Annotated in this window: 21 protein-coding genes; 9 read left to right on the forward strand and 12 right to left on the reverse strand. The window is 38.8% G+C overall.

Features of this window, described 5'->3' with window-relative positions:
• Window positions 1-199: 199 nt before the first annotated feature.
• Entirely contained in the window at window positions 200-1,396 is a 1,197-nt protein-coding gene (locus AC3B6B_RS01545) for a YhgE/Pip domain-containing protein (RefSeq protein ID WP_489756953.1), read from the reverse strand.
• 135 nt (window positions 1,397-1,531) lie between these two features.
• Here AC3B6B_RS01545 and AC3B6B_RS01550 point away from each other — a divergent pair, with 135 nt between their 5' ends.
• Window positions 1,532-2,059, forward strand: coding sequence for a TetR/AcrR family transcriptional regulator (locus AC3B6B_RS01550; RefSeq protein ID WP_489756954.1), 528 nt, complete (start codon window positions 1,532-1,534; stop codon window positions 2,057-2,059).
• Between the two features lie 213 nt (window positions 2,060-2,272).
• Here AC3B6B_RS01550 and AC3B6B_RS01555 read toward each other — a convergent pair whose 3' ends face one another.
• A complete protein-coding gene (locus AC3B6B_RS01555) occupies window positions 2,273-2,962 on the reverse strand; it encodes a GTP pyrophosphokinase (RefSeq protein ID WP_489756955.1) in 690 nt (229 codons plus the stop codon).
• A gap of 148 nt (window positions 2,963-3,110) precedes the next feature.
• Between AC3B6B_RS01555 and AC3B6B_RS01560 the strand changes: the two genes are divergently transcribed.
• The 3 genes from AC3B6B_RS01560 (at window position 3,111) to AC3B6B_RS01570 (ending at window position 7,338) form a co-directional block, all read left to right on the forward strand.
• Window positions 3,111-3,674, forward strand: a complete 564-nt coding sequence (locus tag AC3B6B_RS01560) for a TetR/AcrR family transcriptional regulator (protein WP_489756956.1) — start codon at window positions 3,111-3,113, stop codon at window positions 3,672-3,674.
• Between the two features lie 34 nt (window positions 3,675-3,708).
• A complete protein-coding gene (locus AC3B6B_RS01565; RefSeq protein ID WP_489756957.1) occupies window positions 3,709-6,108 on the forward strand; it encodes a YhgE/Pip family protein in 2,400 nt (799 codons plus the stop codon).
• 285 nt (window positions 6,109-6,393) lie between these two features.
• Window positions 6,394-7,338 carry a 3-hydroxyacyl-CoA dehydrogenase family protein gene (locus AC3B6B_RS01570; protein ID WP_489756958.1) on the forward strand — a complete coding sequence of 315 codons (945 nt, stop codon included), beginning with the start codon at window positions 6,394-6,396 and terminating at the stop codon, window positions 7,336-7,338.
• A 132-nt stretch (window positions 7,339-7,470) separates the two neighbouring features.
• On the opposite strand, the gene AC3B6B_RS01575 is transcribed toward AC3B6B_RS01570, so the two are convergent.
• Complete coding sequence (locus AC3B6B_RS01575; protein ID WP_489756959.1) at window positions 7,471-7,791, reverse strand: DMT family transporter; 321 nt, start codon at window positions 7,789-7,791, stop codon at window positions 7,471-7,473.
• Between the two features lie 339 nt (window positions 7,792-8,130).
• Here AC3B6B_RS01575 and AC3B6B_RS01580 point away from each other — a divergent pair, with 339 nt between their 5' ends.
• The 3 genes from AC3B6B_RS01580 to AC3B6B_RS01590 all read left to right on the forward strand — a co-directional run bounded on the left by AC3B6B_RS01580 (window position 8,131) and on the right by AC3B6B_RS01590 (window position 13,548).
• Window positions 8,131-9,162 carry a PTS sugar transporter subunit IIC gene (locus tag AC3B6B_RS01580; RefSeq protein WP_489756960.1) on the forward strand — a complete coding sequence of 344 codons (1,032 nt, stop codon included), beginning with the start codon at window positions 8,131-8,133 and terminating at the stop codon, window positions 9,160-9,162.
• A gap of 123 nt (window positions 9,163-9,285) precedes the next feature.
• Window positions 9,286-10,407, forward strand: coding sequence for an exonuclease SbcCD subunit D (locus AC3B6B_RS01585; RefSeq protein WP_489756961.1), 1,122 nt, complete (start codon window positions 9,286-9,288; stop codon window positions 10,405-10,407).
• Window positions 10,408-10,410: 3 nt separating this feature from the next.
• Window positions 10,411-13,548 (forward strand): AAA family ATPase, encoded by a 3,138-nt coding sequence (locus AC3B6B_RS01590; protein ID WP_489756962.1) that lies wholly within the window; start codon window positions 10,411-10,413, stop codon window positions 13,546-13,548.
• Between the two features lie 164 nt (window positions 13,549-13,712).
• On the opposite strand, the gene AC3B6B_RS01595 is transcribed toward AC3B6B_RS01590, so the two are convergent.
• From AC3B6B_RS01595 to AC3B6B_RS01635, 9 genes are all read right to left on the reverse strand, one after another.
• On the reverse strand, window positions 13,713-14,582 hold the full coding sequence (locus AC3B6B_RS01595) for an aldo/keto reductase (protein WP_489756963.1): 870 nt from the start codon (window positions 14,580-14,582) through the stop codon (window positions 13,713-13,715).
• A 58-nt stretch (window positions 14,583-14,640) separates the two neighbouring features.
• Window positions 14,641-16,191: an APC family permease gene (locus AC3B6B_RS01600; RefSeq protein ID WP_489757699.1), complete on the reverse strand. Its 1,551-nt coding sequence runs from the start codon at window positions 16,189-16,191 to the stop codon at window positions 14,641-14,643.
• A 203-nt stretch (window positions 16,192-16,394) separates the two neighbouring features.
• A complete protein-coding gene (locus AC3B6B_RS01605; protein ID WP_489756964.1) occupies window positions 16,395-16,820 on the reverse strand; it encodes an Hsp20/alpha crystallin family protein in 426 nt (141 codons plus the stop codon).
• Window positions 16,821-16,911: 91 nt separating this feature from the next.
• Window positions 16,912-17,571, reverse strand: coding sequence for an ABC transporter permease (locus AC3B6B_RS01610; protein WP_489756965.1), 660 nt, complete (start codon window positions 17,569-17,571; stop codon window positions 16,912-16,914).
• Window positions 17,572-18,507, reverse strand: coding sequence for an osmoprotectant ABC transporter substrate-binding protein (locus tag AC3B6B_RS01615; RefSeq protein WP_489756966.1), 936 nt, complete (start codon window positions 18,505-18,507; stop codon window positions 17,572-17,574).
• A 12-nt stretch (window positions 18,508-18,519) separates the two neighbouring features.
• Window positions 18,520-19,152, reverse strand: coding sequence for an ABC transporter permease (locus AC3B6B_RS01620; RefSeq protein WP_489756967.1), 633 nt, complete (start codon window positions 19,150-19,152; stop codon window positions 18,520-18,522).
• Window positions 19,145-20,350, reverse strand: coding sequence for a betaine/proline/choline family ABC transporter ATP-binding protein (locus tag AC3B6B_RS01625; protein WP_489756968.1), 1,206 nt, complete (start codon window positions 20,348-20,350; stop codon window positions 19,145-19,147). The genes AC3B6B_RS01620 and AC3B6B_RS01625 overlap by 8 nt, the downstream gene beginning before the upstream one ends.
• 238 nt (window positions 20,351-20,588) lie before the next feature.
• A complete protein-coding gene (locus AC3B6B_RS01630) occupies window positions 20,589-21,326 on the reverse strand; it encodes a DUF475 domain-containing protein (protein WP_489756969.1) in 738 nt (245 codons plus the stop codon).
• A gap of 175 nt (window positions 21,327-21,501) precedes the next feature.
• The gene (locus AC3B6B_RS01635; protein WP_489756970.1) at window positions 21,502-21,963 is read right to left on the reverse strand and encodes a MerR family transcriptional regulator; all 462 of its coding nucleotides are present in this window, start codon (window positions 21,961-21,963) and stop codon (window positions 21,502-21,504) included.
• A 265-nt stretch (window positions 21,964-22,228) separates the two neighbouring features.
• Here AC3B6B_RS01635 and AC3B6B_RS01640 point away from each other — a divergent pair, with 265 nt between their 5' ends.
• Together AC3B6B_RS01640 and AC3B6B_RS01645 are read left to right on the forward strand one after the other, a co-directional pair.
• A complete protein-coding gene (locus tag AC3B6B_RS01640; RefSeq protein ID WP_489757700.1) occupies window positions 22,229-23,686 on the forward strand; it encodes an MDR family MFS transporter in 1,458 nt (485 codons plus the stop codon).
• Between the two features lie 2 nt (window positions 23,687-23,688).
• A complete protein-coding gene (locus AC3B6B_RS01645; protein ID WP_489756971.1) occupies window positions 23,689-24,426 on the forward strand; it encodes a DUF4811 domain-containing protein in 738 nt (245 codons plus the stop codon).
• The last annotated feature ends 62 nt before the right edge of the window (window positions 24,427-24,488 follow it).

Raw genomic sequence — 24,488 nt, forward strand, 5'->3', positions numbered from 1 at the left:
TCCCAACATCCTGGTTTTATTTGCAGATGCCTAGCTGGGTTCCATTATTGTTTGTTACAAGGTTATCTAGAGTAGGTACTTTTGCTTTAATTTTAGTGGTTATTTTCGGTATTAAGCTCATATTAATATACAAAAAAGAGCAGGACAAAAAGTTGCTCACTTTTGTTCTACTCTTTTTACTGACTGAAAATAGTTGATTCTAAGCAGTGACGGTCTTATCTTTTTGTCCTAGACTAGCTAAGAACATTACAATTAAGCTGATAATGCCAATCACGGCCATGATGCTCATCATACTACCAGTTGTGGTACCATTGGGTAGATAGAAAATATTGGTTAAAGCTTCCATTGGGAATTTAATTGGGGTCCAACTAAAGATAAAGTCTCTTTGGAATGCGGTTAAGGCTTCCTTAGGATAAGCAGCAACAGCTATTGATAACATCCAAACGGCCATCGCGATTAATTGACCGCCCATCCCCAACCAATCAAAGAGGGCACTGAGTAAATAGAAAAAGACTAAGACTGAAGTAAAGAGTATTCCGAGATAAGATCCAGTATTTGGAATTGGTACGGAGAAGGCACTGCTAATTCCGTAAATAACAAAAGTTACGATAGCAGCTAATAAAATACCAGCGACAGCTTGTTGCCCTACTAATCTAGTGGTTAAACGCTTGGTCTTAGTTTGAGCTTTCAAATAGCGCCATAGCATCATGTTACCCATCATGGCTCCAATCCAGATGAAAACAGTAGTCATCATTGGCATCATGCCACTCATTGATTTATCAGGTACTTTATTGATATTCTTAACTTGAGGTACCATTAAATTATTGAGTGCGGAATAAGCTTGTGGCGACAATTTAACGGATTTTTGAGCCAGTTGTAGGTTGATTTGTTTACTCATTCCTGCGTTTAATTTATTAATTAAGACCGGGAGACCAGTAGTTAAAGCAGAACTGGCTGAGACGTTCGAACCTTGGCTAATAATGATTTTAACTTTAATCGGCTGTGGCGCAGCTGGCTCAGGCTTGTTGGTCATGCTGGCAATAGCCACTTGCTGTACGTAAGTGCCAATTTGTTTTTGCTTTTGTGAGAAATCCTTTGGAAAAACAATAATTCCGTAAGCCTTGTGTTCGTTAATTGCCTTTTTGGCAGTTGAAACAGAATCTTTTTTTATAAATTTGATTTTGGCATCTTTTTTGGTGCCAGCATCATGTAATTTATCAGCGATTTTCTGGGACTGGGGACCTTTGTCCAGATCAACCACTGCCACGGGTAATTTTTTAACAGCTACGTTATTGCGGACACCGATTTGAATACCGCCTAAAAAGGTTACCATTAAGGTGGCAGCAATTATCGCAATCCAAAAGCCTTTAGCTTTTAAGAAATTGAAAAATTTCATACTTGTGAAAACTCCTTTGCTTGTGTGATTGTTCCATTTTAGCCACATTAATATTAAAAATCATTAGTTAATTTTTCTGAAAATGTTCGTTTTGCGACATTTTTAAGCAAAGTGCTCACTATTTGAGGAGAAAATATGGATTTACGTAAAAAAAAGACAATAAAAGCTATTGTAGAGGCCTTTATAGAATTGGTTAATAAAAACGGCTATCACAAATTAACGATTAATCAATTAGCCCAAAAAGCAATGATTAATCGCAATACGTTTTATAACTATTTTGAAGATAAAGAAGATTTAGTAGAAAAATTAAGTCAGAGATTTATTGTAGATTCTAAGGACGTGTTAGACAACGCGATCACAAACCAAAGTGCTGAGCACATTCATTATTTTTTTGAACATCGTGAGTTGATTCAAGCACTATTTAATAGTAAATTTTATTCACAACATCAAGATTTTGAGAGTCAATTGGCGCAATCTTTTAAAGAATTATTACATCAAAAGTATCAATGGTCGCCGGATTCATTACAGTCGTCGTTGGTTAGTATTAATGCCATTTCTGTGATTAAGTATATTGTCTCAACTGAGATTGAAATTACGGCTGAACAAATTAATCAAGCCCGCCAGGCAATGTTTTCGGTGATTAATCAAGGCTCCGATAAATAATTGGAATATTCAAAGAGCGTTGTTCAACTTCCAAGTTGAACAACGCTCTTTTGCTGAAGCTAAATGGGAAAAATGACCTTCAACGATTTCATCAGGAACATTTTCAGGCCAGTAGACTTGGCTTCAAGCAATTTGCATAGTCACATAACTTTCATAAATTCGGCTGATGATAACCTTATGATTAATGATCATGATAAAAATATATGGTAGGAACTATTTATCTAAATCTTTAGCAATTTGTTGCATTCCGACTTCAATATCGTTGATCCGCTGGGAGTATTCGCCGAGCTTATCAGTATAGGTATCAGCTTTAGCGGTACTAGTTAGGTTTTTATAATGTAATTTATGTTCGAGGCTAGCCCACATGTTCATGCCGCTAGTGCGTAACTGCACTTCTACGGGAATATCTTTGTGCGTTTGATTGGCTAAAAAGACCGGGACACTAACAACTAAGTGCAACCCACGGTAACCGTTAGGTTTAGGGTGATTTAAGTAATCTTTGCTTTTGATTAATTTGACGTCGTCTTGATTAATTAAGGCTTCTTTAACGCGCAAAATATCATCCAGATAATTGGTAATAACACGAATGCCAGCAATATCGAGCATGTTTTTATTGATACTTTCAATTGAATAAGGGAGCTGTTTGCGTTCTAGTTTATCAAATAAACTGGCGGGACTTTTGATTCGCTCTTCAATGAGATTAATCGGATTGTGATGGTGCGTGATGGAATACTCATCATCTAAGTTTTCTAACTTCGTGCCGATCTCTTTAATGGCAGAACGGCGTAACATATATAGGTTAATTAGTTGAGTGAGATCAATGTCGTGATCTTTCATGAGGACGGAACTAATCTGCATTTCAATTTGGTCAATACTTAAAAAATTATTACGTTCTAGAATCATAAGAGAACCTCCAATGTTCATTATTATAAAACTTTTTGTTTGGTAGAACTATTTTGAAAGTTTGAAGATTTTGTGCTTGAAAGCCGAAAAAATTTATATTAAAATTACACATTGTAATATTGTTTTTACAAATATAAGGAGATGGAAAATGGTTAATCGACGTGTAACTAAGGAGCAGATTGTTCAAGTTGCGCAGCAAATCGTTTTTGATGATGGCATTCGTTCGCTATCATTTCCACTCATCGCCCAAAAATTGGATATTCGTTCGCAAACTTTGTACAATTACTTTAAAAATCTGCAAGATTTAATCAATCAGATTGGTGCGGACTTTATGGACAATTTGTATCAATTATTTATGGATAATTTGCTTGGTCTGTCTGGCAAAGCGGCGTTTCAAAAGTATGGGGAAGTGGCCCATCATTATTTTGAAAGTCAGGGTAAACTGGTGGAACTAGTTTATGAAGTTCATCGCTTTAGTCATGATAGTCTGTTTTATCAAAAGACGGCCCGTAATTGGCAAATCTTGGATAAATTGGTCACGGGCGTGCATTTGAAGCATATGCATGCGAAAAATTTTGTCCAAACTTTTATCAGTGCGGTACTCGGCTTTACCGCTATTGAAATGATGGGCTTCTTACCATCTGAGCAAAAGCAACGCCAACAGTCATTTCAAGAACTTCTGGCTTTGCAGCTCAATGAAATTATTGAATAACTAAGAGAAATTAATAAGGAGTAGTTTGTTATTTATGATTAAAAAAGAATGGAAATTTATTGGCAAACATCATATGATTTGGATTTCATTGATTGCCATTGCATTAATTCCCTTTTTGTATTCCATTTTCTTCTTGCGTTCAGTTTGGGATCCGTATGGTGAAACGCAACATCTTCCTGTCGCCGTGGTTAACGAAGATAAGCCAGTGCACTATGAGGGGAAAAAGTTAGCGGTAGGACAGCAAACGGTTAAAAAATTGAAAAAAAATCACCAGTTAGGCTGGCGCTTTGTCTCCGCTAAACAAGCAAAAAAGGGTCTGAAAGATCAAAAATATTTTACAGTGGTGACGATTCCGAAGGATTTTTCTAAAAATGCGGCAACTGCTTTAGACAAACATCCTAAGAAAATGAAGTTACAATACCAAACTAATGATTCCTTGAATTATATTGGCAGTGTGATTAGTCAGATGGGAGTTACTAAGTTAAATTCGCAAGTTCGATCTGCGGTCACTCAAGCTTATGCGCAAGCCATGTTTGCTGGTTTAAATGTGATTACCCATGGCATGCAACAGGCAGCGAGTGGTGCTAGTCAACTCAACGTTGGTACGGTCACATTGAGTGATGGTTTGAATCAATATACGGCGGCAGTATCCCAGGTTAATGACGGTGTGCAAACTTTGAGTTTAAATGTTGCGCCATTAACGAACGGGATTGCGCAATTAAAACAACAAGTGCAACCTCTAGCAAGCAGTGTCAGCCAATTAAGTAACGGTGCTAATCAATTAAGTTCCGGCTTGGCCCAGCTACAAAATGCTGTGAGCGCGAGCGCTTCTGGCAGTCAACAAGCACAATTACAACAAGTTGTTGCGGCTTTACCTCAAATCAATTCTGGTTTGCAACAATTAAATCAAACCTTACAACAAACAAATACTGGTGCCTTAGGTAATTTTCAAAATAATCTAGCAGGAATTGGTAGCCAAACGCAAACGATTGGTAGTAATTTACAACAAGCTAGTCAAACTTTGGCCAGTTTGAATACAAATACCGGTAGTGGAGTTGATGTGGCGACAAGTTCCCAAGCAATTATTGGCCAAATCAATCAAGAATTAGCTAATCAAGGAACGCCATTGACGGCTGATCAACAAGTTATTGTTAGTCAAGCGGTACAATCTGGTTTAGCTCAAGGAGCTGATAGTAGTGCTTCCAGTGACTTGCAACCAGCTTTACAAAGTGTAGCTGGTAATTTGCAGGCAGCCAGTGCCGCTACACAAGGCATTGGAGCTAACTTACAAGCAGTGCAACAAGCACAACCGCAATTACAACAAATTCAAGGTCAATTAGGTCAACTACAAGGTAGTGTCCAACAATTAGCGCAAGCTTCTAACTTAGCCTTACCAGGTGCCAGTCAGGCAATCAACCAATTGAACTCGGGTGTGCAAGGTATTCAAAGTGCTTTAAATGGTACGGGTACACAAGCAGGTTTAACTTCGGGTGCTAATCAATTAGCTAGTGGTTTGTCACAACTTAATCAATCTGTACCGACATTAACTAACGGGATTGATCAATTAGATGCTGGTAGTCAGCAATTGGGTTCAGGTGTGCAACAGCTGGCTAGTGCCACCGGCCAATTGGCATCTAGTGGTGAGCCGTTAACCGCGGGTGCGCAACAATTACTCAGTGGTAGTGGCCAATTAGGTCAAGCCTTGAATCAAGGTTCACAGACGTTAAGTCAAATTAAACCAACTACTAAAAATGCCCAGATGATGGCTGCGCCGACTAAGGTTAAACAGCATCATTATAGCCGCGTATCTAATTATGGTCATGCGCTAGCACCGTATGTATTGTCAGTGGCATTATATGTTGGTTCTATCGTCTTTAACTTTATTTATCCGATTCGTCGTGTTTCTGAGACAGGAAAACCTTCTTGGCAATGGTTCTTAAGTAAAATTAGTGTGGGAGCAGTGATTGCTGTCGCAATGGGCGTGTTAAATGCAGGCTTGATGTTAGTCGGTGGACTGCAACCAGATAATTTAGGCGAGTACTTTACGATTGCCATTTTATTCTCGCTGACGTCGATGTTCCTAATTATGTTTTTGGCGATGTTATTAGATAATCCAGGACGCTTTTTAGCAATGGTCTTGTTGATGCTTCAATTAGGCGGTTCTGGTGGAACTTTCCCTATGCCAATTACGAGTCATTTTTATAATGTAATTCATCCTTACTTGCCAATGACTTATTCAATTAATGGTTTTCGGGAAGCTTTGACTTCGGGATTAGGTTACAATACCTTTGTGCAAGCAGTGATTGTCTTAGTATCAATTATCGTGATCAGTTTGGCTTTGTTATATTTAAGTATGGATTTCTTACAACGAAAGCATCTTGCTGGTAAATCTGAACTAGATGGTAATCAAGATTTACAAGCAGTGGAAAAGTAAGCTGAAATTTTTCATTGATAGTAACAATTTAGAACTAAAAGCACTCAGAAAAAATATAAACTGCTGACCCCTAGAGCAGTGTGATGTTCGTATCATTTGATACGAACATTTTTTTGTCGCGTCTTGTTTGAACAGCTGAAGGTTCGTAAGGTTACTCTCCACTCGGCTTCAGAAAGTCACACCAAGTTACACTTGTAATCGTTACCGAACCAGACTATGATGAAGCTAGGGGAAGATATGGGTTAAATTGATTATTTGACGTTTAATTAATTAGGAGGCTAATTGATGAAGTCAAATCTAATAAACAACTGCTGTATCGTTGGTTCCAACAAATTGGGTTGTTCTTTAGCAATTCAATTGGCTGGGTCCGGTTACCAGGTTAATTTAATCGTACCGCAAGCTGATTTAGATACATGCCACCAAAAGATTCAACAACAATTAACGGATTTGGTGCAACAAAAATTATTACAAACAACTTTGACAGAAGTTTGGAATTATATTCATCTAGTAATTCAAGCTGCCACCGCTTTTCAAGATGCAGATATTGTATTTGTTACCAATCATATGACGATGCTCGCGGAACAGCATTTTTGGCAGGAAGTTGAACCCTTGGTCAGTCAAAACGCCATCTTGGCTGACTGTAATACTTACTTGTGTCCGACGGATATTCAAAAGCAATTACAATACCCCAAACGTTTTGTGGGACTATGTTTTGGCTATCCAGTTTATTTAATCCCGCTAGTAGAAATTATGTCTGGGCAATTGACCGCTCAAGCGGTCGTCGAACACTTAATGGATTGGTTTATTTCGTTAAATAAAAAACCGGTGCATTTAACTGCTGAGGGGGCAGGCTTTATTAGTGAGCGCTTAGAAATGGCAGTGCTGAGAGAGGCTACTTCGTTGATTGATCACGGCGTAGTGGATGCCCAAACGATTGATACGATTTTTAAATATGGTTTAGCCCGTTATTGGCAAACTGCGGGTCCACTAACACAAGCTGATGTAATTGGTTTAGATGTGTTGGAGCGTTTGAGCAGTTATCTTTATTCTAATTTGTCCAGTGCTAAACAGACGGACTGGGTTTTGCAAAATAAAGTTATGACGGACCAACTAGGCGTTAAATCTAAGCAAGGTTTTTACGCGTGGGATCAAAAAACTATTTCCAAAATGCAAGAACAGTCCTATCAAGTTTTGCTGCATCAATGTAAATTTGATCAAAAACAAGCTTAAAAAAGCAAGTCCCAATTACGGTTGAATGGCTGGTAATTGGGGCTTTTTGATTCTATTACTAAGAAAACGTTTCACGTGAAACGTTTGAGAACAACCATAGTTGTCCAAGAAAAAATTTACTAGAAAGTTAGGTCAATGGTGATTGAATAAATTAACTAAGATGACGCCCATGAGGATCAACAGTAAACCTAAAACACTCATCCAATTTAATTTTTCATGCCATAATAAGACGCCAATGATGGTGGTGGCAATAATCCCCACGCCTGACCATAACGCATAAGCAATACTTAGGTTGATACTGCGTAATGATAATGACAGACAGTAGAAACAAATTCCGTAAGAGATTAAGGCCCCACCAGTAGGAAATAATTGGGTAAAACCATTTGAGGCTTTCAGTAGTGAAGTACCGATGATTTCACCAATGACGGCAATGAGCAAGTATAAATAACTCATAAAGTTTCTCCTTCATAATTAATAATCATTACTTTAAAGAGGTTATCCGCGGAAAGCAAGCAATATAAAATTAAAAAAAGTTCTTGCTTTTTAATCAAAAATTAAGTATGTTTAATTAAAATTCAATTTGAGGTGAACATGATGCGTTTAAGTATTAACCGACAGTTGAATATTCATTTTTACCGGTACTTTCGATCGTTGATCTGAGTACCAGTATTCTTTGTTATACGACTACACAGATCAAAACATCATCTTTTGAACTGTGTAGTGCTGGAGTAAGAAGTCAAAAGCCTGCATGGTCAAACCTGTAGGCTTTTTTAGTGCGATGGAGGAATCAAAATGGCAAATGTTAAAAAAATTTGTTGGGAAACAATTAACGGTTTATCGACGGGAATTGTATTGGCCTTGGTACCCGGAGTTTTAGTCAGTTTATTGGTGAAGTGGCTAACGCCCATTTGGCCACAAATTCAAATTTTAAATTTTTTAACGGAAATTGCGACTAGCTTATTACCAGTGATGGGCGGAATTTGTGTGGGGATGACTGCAAAATTAACACCCATTCAAACTGGTGCCGTCGCTATTGCGGCTATATGTGGCGCCGGCAATGTAAAATTAAGTCATCAACAGTTAGTGGTCCAAGGTAGTGGTGATGTGATTAATATAGCGATAACGATTATGCTTGCTGAGGCGGTGATCTTATATTTAGGCCAAAAATTAAAAGCTTATACCATTTTATTGGTCCCTTTAATCGTCATTGTCATTGCTGGAGGAATTGGCTTAGTGACGTTGCCTTACGTCCAACAAGTAACGGCCTTCATTGGCTTCGGGGTTAAACAATTAATGGCTTTTCAACCAATTGTAATGGGAACTTTAGTGGGAATGATTTTTGCTTTATTGATTTTGTCCCCCATTTCTTCAGTGGGAATCGCTTCGGCCATTGGAATTAGTGGTGTGGCTGCTGGTTGCGCTAATTTGGGGATTACGGCGGCTAGTTTTGCCTTAGCAATTTATGGCTGGCAGGTTAATTCCATTGGCACGTCGTTGGCCCATTTTTTAGGTTCACCCAAAATGCAGATGCCTAACTTAATGGCCAAGCCGAAGTTATTAATTCCGGTATTGATTAATTCTGGTTTGTTAGGAGCTGTAGGCGCCATCTTTAAAGTGACTGGAACGACACAAAGTGCAGGATTTGGTTTTTCTGGTTTGATTGGTCCAGCTACGGCCTTAGAAACAATGGGCGCTACCAGTTCTAACTGGATTATTGTTTTAAGTTTATTTCTGTTCTTACCCATTGTCCTGGGATTAATTAGTAATCGAATTTTTAATCATCGACTTTTTAATAGTCAGGATTTTCAATTATCCTTTACGTAAAAAAGCTTGCTAAGGGAATTTTCAAAACAGTCCTATTGTAAATTAATGGCGCTAGTTAATGGAACCGAACTTTTTTTGTTGTACATAAATTTCAGTGTACAATGAATTAAAAGAGGTTAAAATATGCGTTTTTTACACACGGCCGATTGGCATTTAGGACGAAAATTACACGGCTTTAGTTTACAAGCGGAGCAAGAGTTTGCTTTTCAGCAAATTGAACAAATTGCTTTGCAACAACATGTTGATGGAATAATTATTGCAGGCGATTTATATGATCGAACTTTACCATCTGAACAAGCAGTAGCGCTCTTTAATCAGCAATTAAAGCAACTTAATTTAGTTGATCATTTGCCGATTTATGCGATTGCGGGCAACCACGACAGTGCTACGCGGCTAGCAACCGGTAGTTCATGGTACCAAAATACTAATTTGTATTTGGCGACCCAATTGGCACAGGCGTTTGAACCGATTGAATTAGCGGATACGCAGATTTTTTTATTGCCGTATTTTGAACCGTTCGCCGTCCGCCAATATTTTGCGAACGCTCAGATTAAGACCTTACAGCAAGCGATTGTGCCAGTGTTGCAAAAAATTAAGCAGTTGTTTCATCCGCAAAAAAAGCATATTTTAGTGGCACATTTTTTTGTGGCAGGGAGTTTACAAACCAATTCCGAAACGCCATTAAAAATTGGAGGCTTGGCCGCGGTACCAGGAAATTTGTTAGCTGATTTTGATTATGTTGCCTTAGGGCACTTACATGGTAAGGATGCTTTAAGATTGCCGAATGCTCGTTATAGTGGTTCGCCGATTAAATTTTCATTGTCCGAAGCCCAGCAAACTAAGGGAATTTGGCTAGTGGATACCGAACCTTTTCACTTAACCTTTATGCCCTTAAACCCCTTGCATGATGTCCACCAACTAACGCAGGATTTTCAAACTTTAATCACGCCAACTTATTATCAGCAGTTAAATTTAGATGATTATTTTGGTTTTATCTTAACTGATCAGCAAATCATTCCCAATGTATTATCTCGTTTACGAAAAATTTATCCGAAAATTTTGAGCGTGCAACGGGCAACAGCCATTCAACTACCGCAGACGACCTTAAAAAAGCGGCCGGATTTACATCAAGATCCGATGCAATTATTAACCAAGTTTTATCAACAAACCACACAAAGAACTTTAACAACTGAGCAATTAAAGTGGGCCACTGCAGCTTTAAAAACGGCTCAAAAAGAGGTGTAAGCTTTGCGGCCATTAAAATTAGTAATGCAAAATTTTGGACCTTATGTCCACGAAACGGTGGATTTTACGACCTTTGCACATTCGGGCTTGTTTTTAATTACCGGTCCGACGGGGAGTGGTAAAACCACTATTTTTGAAGCTTTGACTTTTGCTTTATATGGAGCAACAACTACCGATGCGCGGACACCGGAGAGTTTTCGTTCGGATTTTGCATCCGCCAGTGAACCCACCCAAGTGCAGTTGAACTTTGCACATCAACAACGTGAGTATCAAATTACTCGCTGTCCTAAGCAGGTTCTACCCAAAAAGCGCGGGGCGGGACAAAAAGTTTACGAAAGCACCGGGCGGTTAGCAATTCTTGAACAGGGCCAACAAATCGCGGAATTGACCAAAATCAAAGATATTAATTTAAAATTACTCGATGTTTTACAGCTGTCCCGCCAACAATTTGTGCAGATTGTGTTATTGCCACAAGGAGACTTTCAACGCTTTTTAATGGCTTCTAGTAATGATAAAGAAACAGTTTTACGCAAAATTTTTCGGACACAGTTGTATCAAAAATGGACGCAAGTCTTGAATGAACAATTGAAAGATTATAAAAAAACACAGACTAATTTGCAACAAGAATTGAAGCTGTTATTGGAGAAGGTTCACTGGGCGGTCAAACCAACTACTAGTGATGTAGATAGTAAAATATCCCAGTTAACGACACAACAAGACCATGACGAGCAACAATTGGCACAGCAAAAAAGCGCTCAAACCAAGCTACAGCAACAAGTACAACAACAGCAGCAGTTATTAACACATGCTCAAACATTGAATCAGCAAATTCAATTGTTGCAGCAAAAAAAGGCTGAGCAGCATAAATTAAGGCAAGAGCAACCGAAATTTACGCAAATGCAACAAACAATTACGCAATTGCAGTGGGTGCAACAGCAACAGCCTTTATTACAAATGATCCACCAGCAACAAGACCGTCAACAATCTTCGCAACAGCAATTACAACAAGTCCAGCAAGAAGTGTGCCAACAGCAGCAAATTTATCAACAACAAACGCAACAATTAAGTAAATTACAACAACAGCAAGCCCAACAAGACCGCCAGCAGCAGGAATTGGAACTCTTACAACAGCAGCAGCCGATTTTGACTAAGTTGCAAGCAACACTGCAACAAATTCAACAATTGCAGCCCCGAGTACAAACCTTGCAAGAACAATTGCAGCAGCAACAGTTAGTGGTCGAACAAACACAATCGCAGTATGAGCAAGTTCAAACCCAACTACAAAGTCCGCCACAAGATCTCAGCCAAATCGCTACAGACCGGCAAAAATTGCAAACCATGCAGACCATGCAAACTCAGGTCGCACGATTAAGTACATTGCAACAAAAACAAGTACAATTGCAGGCGGATCAAAAGCTTCAGCAACAAGCATTGCAACAAGAGCAACAAAATGTGCGCCACTGGCAGCAACAATCCGCACAGCAAGAGCGCCAACGTCAACACCAACAAATTCAAACTTTGGCCGCACAATTACAAACTAACCAACCCTGCCCTGTTTGTGGTAGTCGCAAGCATCCCAAACCGCCGGTGATTACGCAAGCTACTGTTAGTTTACAGCAGTGGCAAGCGACGAATACGCAATTACAGCAACACCAACAACAGTTAGTTCGCTTGCAAACTATTGTAGAAGAGCAAACGCAGCAATTACAAAACCAACAGTTAGATTACCAACAATCTCAGCAACAATTACAAAAATTATGGCAAAGTATCAATCTGACATGGGATTCAGCTGTGACGCTGGAGCAATTACAGTCGCAGTTAACGCAACAAATTACTCAGCACCAACAATTAATTAAACAACGTACCGCTAGTTGGACTCACTGGCAACAGCAAACCCAAGAGTTGCCACAATTACGCCAAGCTTGGCAAACAGAACTTGCTCAAAAACAGGCTACACAGCAACAATTACAAGAGCAGACTACAAAACTTCAAGTTTTGCAGAGTCAACAGCAGAATTTACAAGCGCAATTGACGATCAAATGGTCTCATGAGGCTGAACTAGAGCAACGTATGGAAGAGTTAGAACAGCAAATTAACCAATTTAATGATCAAAAAGCGTTGCTAGAACACCAACAAGCTACGACCAAGCAACAACTAGTTACCGCGCAAGCACAAGCGCAAGTTTTAACTCAACAAGTCCAACAATTAACGGCGGAATTGACCAAGCAAACCGCTGATTGGCAGCAACGCCTCCAGGACCATTTTACGCAGAATGCGCAACAACAATGGCAGCAATTATTATCGCAACTGGACCAATTGCCGACTTTACAAACACAACTTACACAGTATCAGCAACAATTACAGCAGGTGAATAATCAAATTGATATTTACCAAAATTTAGTCGGTCAACAAGAAATGATTGATTTACAGGAGCTGCAAGCACAATTGGATCAGCTACAAGCTCAATTAGTGCAACAAACACAATCTTGCGACCAATTGCAGCAACAAGTTCTATTCAATGAACAACTCCTGCAACAGATCCAAACTAGTGCGCAAAAGTTGCAAGCCATTCAGCAAAAACTAGAGCAATTAACCTTATTAGTGACAACAATGTCGGGCAACAATGAAGTCAAGTTAAGCTTAGAACGTTTTGTTTTGCAGGCCCAACTAGCCGAAATTTTGGAAGTCGCGAATCAACATTTACAGCAGTTAAGTTCGGGGCGTTATTACATGTTGTTGCACCAACAAAAAGGTGTTTATCAGAAAAATACCGGTTTAGAAATTGATGTTTATGATGATCACGTCGGCCAAGTACGGAGTGTTCATACGTTGTCGGGAGGAGAAAGTTTCTTAGCAGCTTTGAGTTTAGCCTTAGCATTGGGGGAAGTGATTCAGCAACAGGCTGGTGGTATTAGTATTGAAACGCTGTTTATTGACGAAGGTTTCGGGTCTTTAGACCAAGCTACTTTAACGACGGCGCTCACGGCCTTGGAACAATTGGAAAGTCAAGATCGGCTGATCGGAATTATCAGTCATGTCGATTTATTGCGGGAACAAATTCCTAATCAAATTCGTATTCAGACTACGGGTCAGGGCCAAAGTAAGATTCGCCTGATTACTAATGAAATGACTGCTGAATAAAATATTAGTTCGCTATGTATATCAAAAAAAGACTGGAGCAATCAGCCGAACAATGATCCACGTTAATTGCGTACTAGCATTGTAGCTAGTGGTTTTTAAGGATCAATGACTAGAACCAGTCTTTTTTGATTTGTAATTCTTTGTTAATCAGCTGTCGGAGCTAATTAGGAAGGTCGATTATTTTGATCGTAGTCTTTATAGAACTTGACATTTTCTGGAGCACGCCGATCTTTTCTGGGCGCATTCGGCGCATCTAGTTTTTGAATTTGCTGCATTTGTTCAGGTGTTAATGCAAAATTCCATAAATCTAAATTTTGTTGCATGCGGTCAGGATGAATTGACTTCGGGATAATGACAATGCCTAATTGAATCAAGTAGCGCAAAGCAACTTGCGCCGCTGTTTTGTGATGCTGTTGTCCAATTTGGACCAAGGTGGGATTATGGAATAAATCATTTTGACCTTGAGCCAAAGGTCCCCACGCCATCAGTTGGGTTTGGTATTGATCTAAATATTTTTGGGCAGTACGTTGTTGATAGAAAACGTGCGTTTCTAATTGATTCACTGCTGGTTGAACATCATTAAATTCTGCTAAATCAACAAAACGATCAGGTAAAAAGTTGGAAACACCAATCGCCCGAATTTGCCCAGCTTGATATAACTCTTCTAAAGCACGATAAGCACCATAGTAGTCATTAAATGGTTGGTGGAGTAACACTAAATCTAAATAATCAGTTTGGAGTTTGTGCATTGATTCTTGGAGAGAATCTTTAGTTTGTTGATAACCGTAATTTGAAACCCAAACTTTAGTAGTTAAGAAAATATCTTGCCGATTGACGGAACTCTCAGCAATTGCTTGACCGACAGCTTCTTCATTATAGTAAGCTTGCGCGGTATCAATTAAGCGATAACCAGTATCTAAAGCTGTTTGTACGGCAGTTTGGCACTGCTTTAAATCAGCAATTTTGAAGACGCCAAAACCTTCTTGAGGCATTTGCACACCATTATTCAACGTAATATTTGGAACTTGCTTCATGATCTAACCTCCTAGGATAAATTGACTGTAGCACCTTCGAGTAACACGAAGTCAAGGATTAAGAGTGCGATTTTTGGTTGGCCGTTTGAGCTTTTTTTAAGAAGGTGGATGGCCAAGCACTTTTCAAACCCCAGAAGTAAAATAATAGACTGCCGATAATAATGACACCAAAGTCCCAAGGATATTTGATCCAATTCAAACCGTGAAATTCATGGCTACCTAGTAAAGAGCTAAGTGTCATAAATAGTAAATAACATAACAACCAGGCGGCACCTTTGAGATTAGCGCTGGTTTGTTGCCAATGATTTTTGGCCTCATAGTAAAAATAAATTGGTAGACCCAGGCAAATGACTAAAATAACTTCAATGGTAGTGGGCCACATGCCCCAATAAATCGCTAAAGAAGTTAGCACAAAGGCAAGCGGTGCTAACCAGGATAAATGTTTTAATTTGACAGGACGGTGAAACTGCGGGGCTAATTTACGCAAGGAAACGACAGTGACTGGTCCTGTAAGATAGGCGATTAATGTGGAAGTGCAAATGACCGTTGCCAGCGTGGACCAGGAACGAAAAACACTCACCATGATCATGCTCAAAACGGCATCAATAATCATGGCCGTGCGCGGAGTGTGGTATTTGGCATTCATTTTGCCAATGAAAGTCGGCAAGTGTTCACTGTCGACCATAGCCGCTAAAGCGCGCGAACTGGAGGCAGCAAACGAAACTCCCGTACCAAAGGGCGAAACAAAAGCATCTAAGTATAAAAGAATTGACAGCCAGGAAAGTCCGATTAAGATGGCTAAATCCGCAAAGGGTGAATTAAAATTCAAACCTTGCCAGCCATGACTTAACATTTTGGGTGTTAATGTGGTAATAAAGGTACTCTGTAAGAGAATGTATAATACAGCACTGATACTGAGTGAGATGGTAATGCCCCGGCCTACGTTTTTTTTCGGATTAGTAATTTCGTTACCCATATTAATCACGGTTTGAAAAGCATCAAAGGAAAAAATAATCCCGGAAACAGAAGTGGCCGCAAAAATGGGCGCACTACCATAAGGCATAAAAGTGTGCCAACTATGGCCGTAATTAGCCGGATGAAAACTACTGATGGTTAATAGAATGATAGTTAATAGGGGAACAACGACTTTAAAGATAGAAATGAAGCTGGTAAAACGCGTTAATAAATCAATAGACCAGTAATTGATCAGTGTAAACACGATGATGAATACAAAAACGACTAGTAAGCCGGAATTGGTAATTACTCCATGATTTAATAAATGGTGGGTAAATTGAGCCCAAGACCACGGCCACGAACTCATATATTGCACGGCCGCTACTGCTTCAATCGGAATTAGAGTAATTAAAGAGATCCAGTTGGCCCAGGCAGCAATAAAGCCGAGTAAGGAACCATGACTATATTGGGCGAATTTACTCATGCCCCCAGATTCGGGAAACATGGTCCCTAATTCGACATAATTATAAGCAATTGCGCCAATAATGACTGCTCCGATTACCCAAGCTAAAATGGCCGCCGGACCGGCAATTTTGGCGGCTTCCCACGAACCAAAGAGCCAACCGGAACCAATTAATGATCCCAGTGCCAGCATGACTAAGTGAAATAAATTAATTTTCTTTTTCATTTCATTCTCCCAAGAGTACTAATACTTAATTAATTTACCACTTTTTGATAAGCAACATAAAAAAATTTTTGAAAACGAGCAATCAAGTCTAAAGCTGGTTGTGCTAATGATTATAAAAAAATCCCCTGCAATTGTTATCGACAATTACAGAGGACGTTGTGAAGTATTAATTATTGAATGTCAATTTTGGTATCGTTACTAGAATTTGGTTGAGCTTTAGGTAAATGAATTTGTAAAACACCGTTGGTATATTGCGCACTGACCTGATTACGCTCCACATTAGGTAAGCGATATTGGCGGCTAAAGCGACCGTAGGAGCGCTCATTCATGATCATCTGACCTTGGTCATTGCTGGCGTCAGAGAAAGAATCACGCTTTGCAGATACGGTCAAGATATCACGGTCGTAATTAATGCTAATATCCTTCTTATCTAAATCGGGTAAATCAATGGCAACATCATAGGCTTGGCTTGATTCAGAAACATCAGTCTTCATATTAGAGTTAGTAAAACTCGGTGTCATATTGTTAAACCAACGATCCATATTGTTGAACATATCAAACATATCGCCACGACGATTCGTTAAATTATTATTCATAACTGATTACTTCCTTTCAATTTATAACCACATTGTAGCCTCCAACGTTATAAATTTCAACTAATTAGCACTATTAATTAGATAGTGCTAATCAACCTTCTAAACCAGCGGGTTTTAACCATTTTTCTAATAAGTTGAGAAGGGTATCGGAAATAATTGACATTAAGGCAGTCGGTAAAGCCCCAGCTAAAATCAAGGCACCACCATTGGTGGCGTTGGTACCCCGAATAATAATGTCGCCTAAACCACCGGCACCAACAAATGCCCCGATTGCTGTAATCCCGATCGCTAAGACCAGAGCGTTGCGAATGCCGGCCATAATAATTGATAATGATAGGGGCAAACGGACCATATACAAGATTTGCCAATTGGTCATCCCCATGCCTCTACCAGAATCAATGATATTAGCATCAACATTGCGCATACCAGTGTAAGTGTTCTTGATAATTGGCAATAAAGAATATAAGAACACAGTCACAATGACCGTATTGACGCCTAACCCCATGCCAATCATGATAATCGACAAGAGGGCTAAAGACGGAATGGTTTGAATTACATTGGCAATACTGATCACGAAGTTACCAAGCTTATGATTACGAGCAATTAAAATGCCCACAGGAATACCAATGATGGCCGCGAACAAAACGCCATAAATCGAAATTAAAAAATGCCGACAGAATTGTTGCAAGATATACATGCCGTTGTGCTGATAATAATAAATTAATTGTTGCCAAATATTTAAATGTGACATCTACTTATCACCTCGGAAATAATGATTTTCCTGTAAGAATTTGTGGGCGACAACTTGGGGTTCTAGCAATTGATCATCAACTTGATAGTTGAGCTTACGCATGGTATGGACGTTAATCTTGCCATCTAAGCGGTGTAAAATGGGTTTTAAATCAGGATGTTCTTTTAATAAAGAATTGTTCACGAGCATAGAACACTTATATGGTGGGAAAAACTTTTTATCATCTTGTAGTTGCTTTAAGTGATAGCTGTCTACGCGTCCGTCAGTAGAGTAACCTAAAACGACATCCATCTTGTTAGAGGCTAATGCCGAATAAACTAACCCAATCTGCATGGGATAGGCTTTCGCAAACTCAAAACCATAATAACGAGTAAAATCTTTATAACCATCGCCCTTACGATTTAACCAGTTAGCATCTACACCAATCGTGGAACTATTGGCCACTTTACCTAAATCGGACACCTTGTTTAAACCATACTTTTTAGCAGTTTTTTGTGTGACCATAAAGGCAAATTTGTTTTCAAAACCGTAAGTAGGAAATAAGGTTTGATTATAGCGGCGTTTAACCGTTTGACTAACAATTCGGGTTGCTTTAGCTGCACTTTTAGTTGGCGGTAGATTTAGCGTCGTGGTTAATTCGGTACCACTATAAGATACAGCTTGAATGTCAGCATCTTTACGAATTAAAGCTTGGTGCATAAGCGGTGCCGAACCGAGGTTATTGACGATTTCGGTATGATAATTGGTTTCATGAGCTACTAATTCGCTGATAATGTTAGCAATAACCTGTGATTCAGTTGTATTTAAAGAAGCAATTCGTACCGTATCACTATTGCCTTGTGCGGAACTGAGACCGGGTAGGCTGCAACCACTAGCGGTGACAGTTGTTAATAATAAAACTAAGGCCAGTAAACAGCGGCGTAGTTTCTTTTTCATAGTTCAACCCCCTTAGTTAATTTTACTGGAAACTGGTGTTAGCTTTTGTTCTAATTTGCCTAATAGATAGTCGGTGAGAATGGCTAAGATAATGACTGGAATGGTGCCTCCTAAAATTAAGGCTGGTTGGAACAAGTTCAAACCATTAAAAATGAAGTCGCCTAAACCACCAGCACCAATGTAAGAAGCTAAGGTGGACCACGCAATGACATAGATAGCGGATAAACGAATCCCCGACATAATTACGGGCATCGCCAAAGGAACCTCGACTTTAATAATTGATTGCCAATTAGTCATGCCAATGCCCTTGGCGGAGTCAATAATATTAGGATCGACCCCTTTAATACCAATATAAGTGTTACGCAAAATCGGCATTAAACTATAAATGAATAAAGCAATAATTGCGGGTAATTGCCCAATGCCAAACACTGGGATCATTAAGGCTAATAAAGCTAAGGCCGGAATAGTTTGCAGCATACTAGCAATATTCATGACAATATTGGCCGTTTTGGGAAAACGAGATAATACAATGCCCAAGGGAACAGCGACCAAAATGCCCAAGCCTAGAGAAATAGCTGAAATATAAATTTGTTCCCAAGTTTTAACTAATAATTCAGAACCATGCTGTGCTAAAAAACTACTCATTATTTTGCTCAGCTCCTTTAGATGGCGTGTGATTATTATCCTGGCTTTCAGCGAGCGGATCGCTATCCCCCCAGATGGTGTTGTAAACCAAATTAACTAAAGCTGAACGGGTAACAATCCCGACTAAAACGCCATTATGATCAACTACAGGTACATAACTAGAACCCCGTTTTAAAATTCGATCCACTGTATCACGCAAGTAGGCTTCAGGACGTACAGTATAGATATTCGTATCTAAAATATCACTGACTCCTGCGGCCTTATGGTAACGATGTTCCAAGCGCTCAATGCGAATCAAACCTTTGAGGTGTTTGTCATCATCAGTTACTAATAAGGTATCAACATGCCGTTGTTTCATTAAAACCAAAGCTTCTTTTAAGGAAGCACCCAAGTTGATTTGTACCGGCTCCGTCAACATGATTTCTTTAACTTGCACCATATCATGCTTGGCTTCAGCTAACCGATCTTCACCAATTAAGTTTTCCACGAAATCATTAGCGGGGTGTCGTAAGATTTGATCAGGGGTATCATCTTGGACCACTTGACCATCATGCATAATGACAATATGGGTGGCTAATTTTAAAGCTTCATCCATATCGTGAGTGACAAAGACAAAGGTTTTGCCCGTATCGCGTTGCAATTTTTGAACTAAATCTTGTAAATTATCCCGCGTAATAGGATCTAATGCCCCAAATGGTTCGTCCATTAAGATCAAATCTTGATCAGCTGCGAGGGCGCGAACCACACCAATTCTTTGTTGTTGGCCACCGGATAATTCGGAAGGGTAGCGGTCTAAATACTCTTCTGGTAATTCGGCCAGTTGAATTAATTCTTTGGCCCGTTTGTCTAGTTTGTCTTTAGGCCATTTTAATAGTTTTGGAACTAAAATAATATTATCTTTAATCGTCATATGGGGCATGAGCCCATTATTTTGAATCACATACCCAATTTTGCGGCGCAAATCGACCGCGTTAAAGCTGTTAACACTTTTTCCCTTAATTAAAACATCACCAGAAGTAATGCTATTCATGCGATTAATCATTCGCATTAAAGTGGTCTTGCCCGAACCGGAAGTGCCGATAAAACAGCAAAATTCTCCTTGAGCAATTTTGATATTAGCGTTACTAACCGCGGGCGTTTTTCCTTTATAGATTTTAGTGACATTTTTAAACTCCACCATTGGTGTATTATCTGTCATGCAGTTGATACTCCTCTCTGTGTTTGTCAGGATTAATAGTCGCTGACATTAAAAATAGCTACGACAAAAGTACAATTAATTAAAATCACGCCAGTGTTATAAGCGTCAAGTTAAATCCAATTAATTGTTGTCTTGATACCATTAGGTAATAGAATCGATCTTGGCAAAAATACTTGTATTTTAAGGAGAGATCTTACTACCATAATAACGAAGCGCTAGAATGAAATCAAAAAACAGACTATTTTTTAGTCTGTTTTTTACGGATAAAATGGATCACAAAAGTAACAATAAAAGCAACGGCTAAAGCCAGCGTAAACATGGAATTCGGAATTTCAATGTTAATGGCGGGAATCGTCAAAAATAATTTCACGGCAATTAATAAAATTAAAATATAAGCCATGGGTTCCAATTCGGGGATTTTGTTCATTAAACTCATAATTACTTCGGCCACTCCCCGCATGGCAATAATTCCGATCACACTACCAATTAAAATAATGACGGGATTATTGGATACCGCGATGAGGGTTAACACGGAGTCCAAGGAAAACATAATATCGGTAAATTCAACCGAAATAATCACTTGCCATAACGGAGATAAGCCTTTGATTTTAAACATTTTAATCTGCTTTTTTTCGCCGGAAAATTTTTCCCAGAAAAAATGAACTGACATATATACTAGATAAATTGCACCTAGGATTTTAATCCACCAAAAGTCAATTAAATAAGTGCCAATGCCAATTACTAAGAAGCGAAAAATAAAAGCTCCCCAAATACCGTAAAACAGGGCATCTGCCTGTTCTTTTTTAGTTTTTAAGGTATGTGCTTGGGCGGCGAGAACGATCGAATTATCAACAGACAAAAGACACTCCATAATAATTAACGAAATAATCAATAACCAGTCATTCGGTGACTGAATGACTTTCTCCCAATTGTGTAACTCAAAAAACGGCCGGTACAAATTAATAATGAAATTCACAGAATTCTCCTTTAGAATAGTAACGTCAAAAAAATGCATTCAGCTCATATTAACTGCTGCTTTCGGTTATAAAGCCAATTAACCAGCTACTAGCAATTTAGTTTATTGTAACAAATCTACTACTGAAAAGAAAAAGCCAGTGCGGCTGTGCAGCCTGGCATAAGAGTTATTTTGACTAAAATGTTTGATTGAGCAGCTCCGGTTTTTGAATAGTAAATTTTGTTTGTTGATGATTATCAATGCAATAGACGTGTTGACTATGATCTTCGGCTAGCGGACCAAAATCTAAAATAATATTATCATTTTGGATAGAGATATTTTGAATACTATCTAATAAAATGTGCTGGACAGAGCGGGCAATTGACAGGTTGTCTCTCATCTTGTCAACGGCAGCGTGCAGGGTATAACCATCGTCTAAAAAATTTTTAATCATGCGGGCGTGAATTACTTGTTGGTAGGGTAACTTCACTGCGCCGTTTTCGGTTTTGACGGTTTTGAGATAGCCATTTTTAATCCAGTAGCGAATCTGCGTATCAGTAACTTGACAGGCACGGGCAGTGTCGCGAATGCTGAGATACAGATTGTCTGGTCGAATAATATTATGAAACCATTGTGCGTAATCATTAATTTGAGCCATTTTTCACCTAGTTCTTGTCTAAAATAAAATCTGAGCATCAAGAAAATTTGTGTAGCAAAACTAAACGTCTTCTTATTATAAAGTTCTTCTGTTAATTTGTAAATTTGTTAACATGAATATCAAATAATTGACAAAGAGTAGGAGATAGTTTATATTGTACAGTATTGCTTTGCTATCGGGATTTAAGAAGTTCTTAAATCGGTTCTACATGTTTAATGAATAATTTTATTGGAAAGAAGGATTTTACTTGGCAGAAAGTAACACAATGAATAAGTTCAGCAAATTAATGCTGATTATTGTTCTACTAGTTGGAACATTTTGTACTGTGTTAAATCAGACTTTATTATCGACAGCATTACCAAAGTTGATGTCCACATTTAATGTTTCGACAGCAACGGTTCAGTGGTTAACGACTGGCTTCTTGATGGTGAACGGAATTATGATTCCATTGTCTGCTTATTTAGCAACGACTGTTAATACTAAATGGTTATATATCTCAGCAATGGTTATTTTCTTATTTGGGACAGTTTTAGCTTTTATTGCTCCTAGTTTTGGCATTTTGTTAGCTGCGCGGTTAATCCAAGCAGTTGGTGTGGGAATTACCATGCCATTATTACAAACAATTATGTTATCGTTGTTCCCGGCAGAATCGCGGGGAGCCGCGCTAGGCTTAGTTGGTATTGTTGTCGGCTTTGCGCCAGCGATTGGACCAACTCTATCTGGTTGGATCGTCGATAACATGAATTGGCGTGATTTATTTGGTTTATTAATTCCATTTGTGGTGGTCGTAGTTATTTTGGCTTTAATCTTTATGAAGCCAGTTATAAAAACCCACAAACAAAAATTGGATTGGTTGTCCTTATTCTTATCCACAGCAGGTTTTGGAGCCTTATTGTACGGCTTCTCCGCCGCAGGAAATGATGGTTGGACTTCTGCTAATGTTTTAAGTACATTAATTATTGGTGTAATTGGTGTTGTTCTCTTTATTTGGCGGCAATTAGTAATTCCCAAGCCGTTCTTGGAATTACGAGTTTTTAAGACAGCAGACTTTACTTTAGCAGCTATTTTGTCCTCCATTGTGACAATTGCGATGTTAGGTGTTTCTACAGTCTTACCACTTTATTTACAAATTGTGCACGGTATGAGTGCTTTGAAGTCTGGTTTAATTTTACTACCAGCAGCGTTAGTCATGGCCTTCATGAGTCCTATTACAGGACGGACCTTTGACGCATTTGGCGGTCGGCGTTTAGCGGTTATTGGCTTGGTTATTTTGACGTTAGCAACGTTGCCATTCGTGTGGTTAACTGCTGACACACCAACCAGTTACATTGTTATTTTACAGGTAGTACGGACATTAGGAATCTCGATGGTCTTGATGCCAGTTACCACTTCCGGAATGAATGCTTTACCAGATGATTTAATTGCTGACGGTACGGCAGCTAACAACACGGCACGTCAGATTGCGTCTTCGATTGGTTCAGCGATTATGATTACGTTATTGACTAATGTTACTAAAGGTCAACAACCAGGTAAGCATTTATTGCATGCGGCACCATTCCAATATAAACATGACTTCTTAAATGCGACTTTAGCAGGTTATCATGCTTCCTTTATGTTCTCCTTAGTCTTTGCTGTGATTGGTGTGGTTTTGGCCTTCTTCTTAAAAGAAAAGAACCAGGCTAAAGATGTTGATGTGAACAAAGTAGTAAAGGGGGGTGAATAGGCATGATTTTAGTAACTTTAGTTATCGGTGCAGTCGCTACCTTTATGAGTTTTGTCTATTTAAGAAAACCACTTTTACGGACATTCGCTACGCTTATTGCTTTAATTATTTTCGGATTGTCACTCGTCTTTTTAGTCTTGAATGATTATAATCACTTCGGTATGCACCAAGTGACCGAAAGTAAAACTACCCAGATTTACCCAGCTAAATCAGCTAATGGCTTGAACTTAATGTTGTATAAGACTGTGGGTACCAATGGAAAAGAAACGGTGCAAGTTTATAAAACTGATCCAGATCAGAAAAAGCCCGTTCATTCACAAGTTAATGAAGAAACAATTTCTAATAACCACATTAAGTCCACCACTAAACAGGACGGTTCTTTAAAAGAGACGGTTACGCGTTGGAAGTATAAATCAAATGCGGATAAGATTTGGTTTGGCGTTTCTGGGATGGATAATAAATTAGTTAAACGGGTTAATACGTTCTATTTGCCTAAGAATTGGTTACATTTATCAATGAATCAAGTTAAGCAATTACAAAAGAAAATGGCCCAAATGAAAACGCCAGCTGGTCAAGCGCAAGTTAAAACACAAGCTCAAGCTTATGTTAAACAAAAATTGGCTGCTGCAGCGAAGAAAGATCCTAGTTTAATGACTAATAAGGCCCAGATGGCAGCTTTGAGTAAACAATATGCGCAAGAATTTCAAACGCAATTGATTAAAAAAGCAGTTGGTCAATAAACTGTGTGACAACAACTAAATGTTCCAAATAGACTTTTGAGAAATTTCTCAAAAGTCTATTT

The organism is Bombilactobacillus sp. ESL1197 (assembly GCF_058107145.1).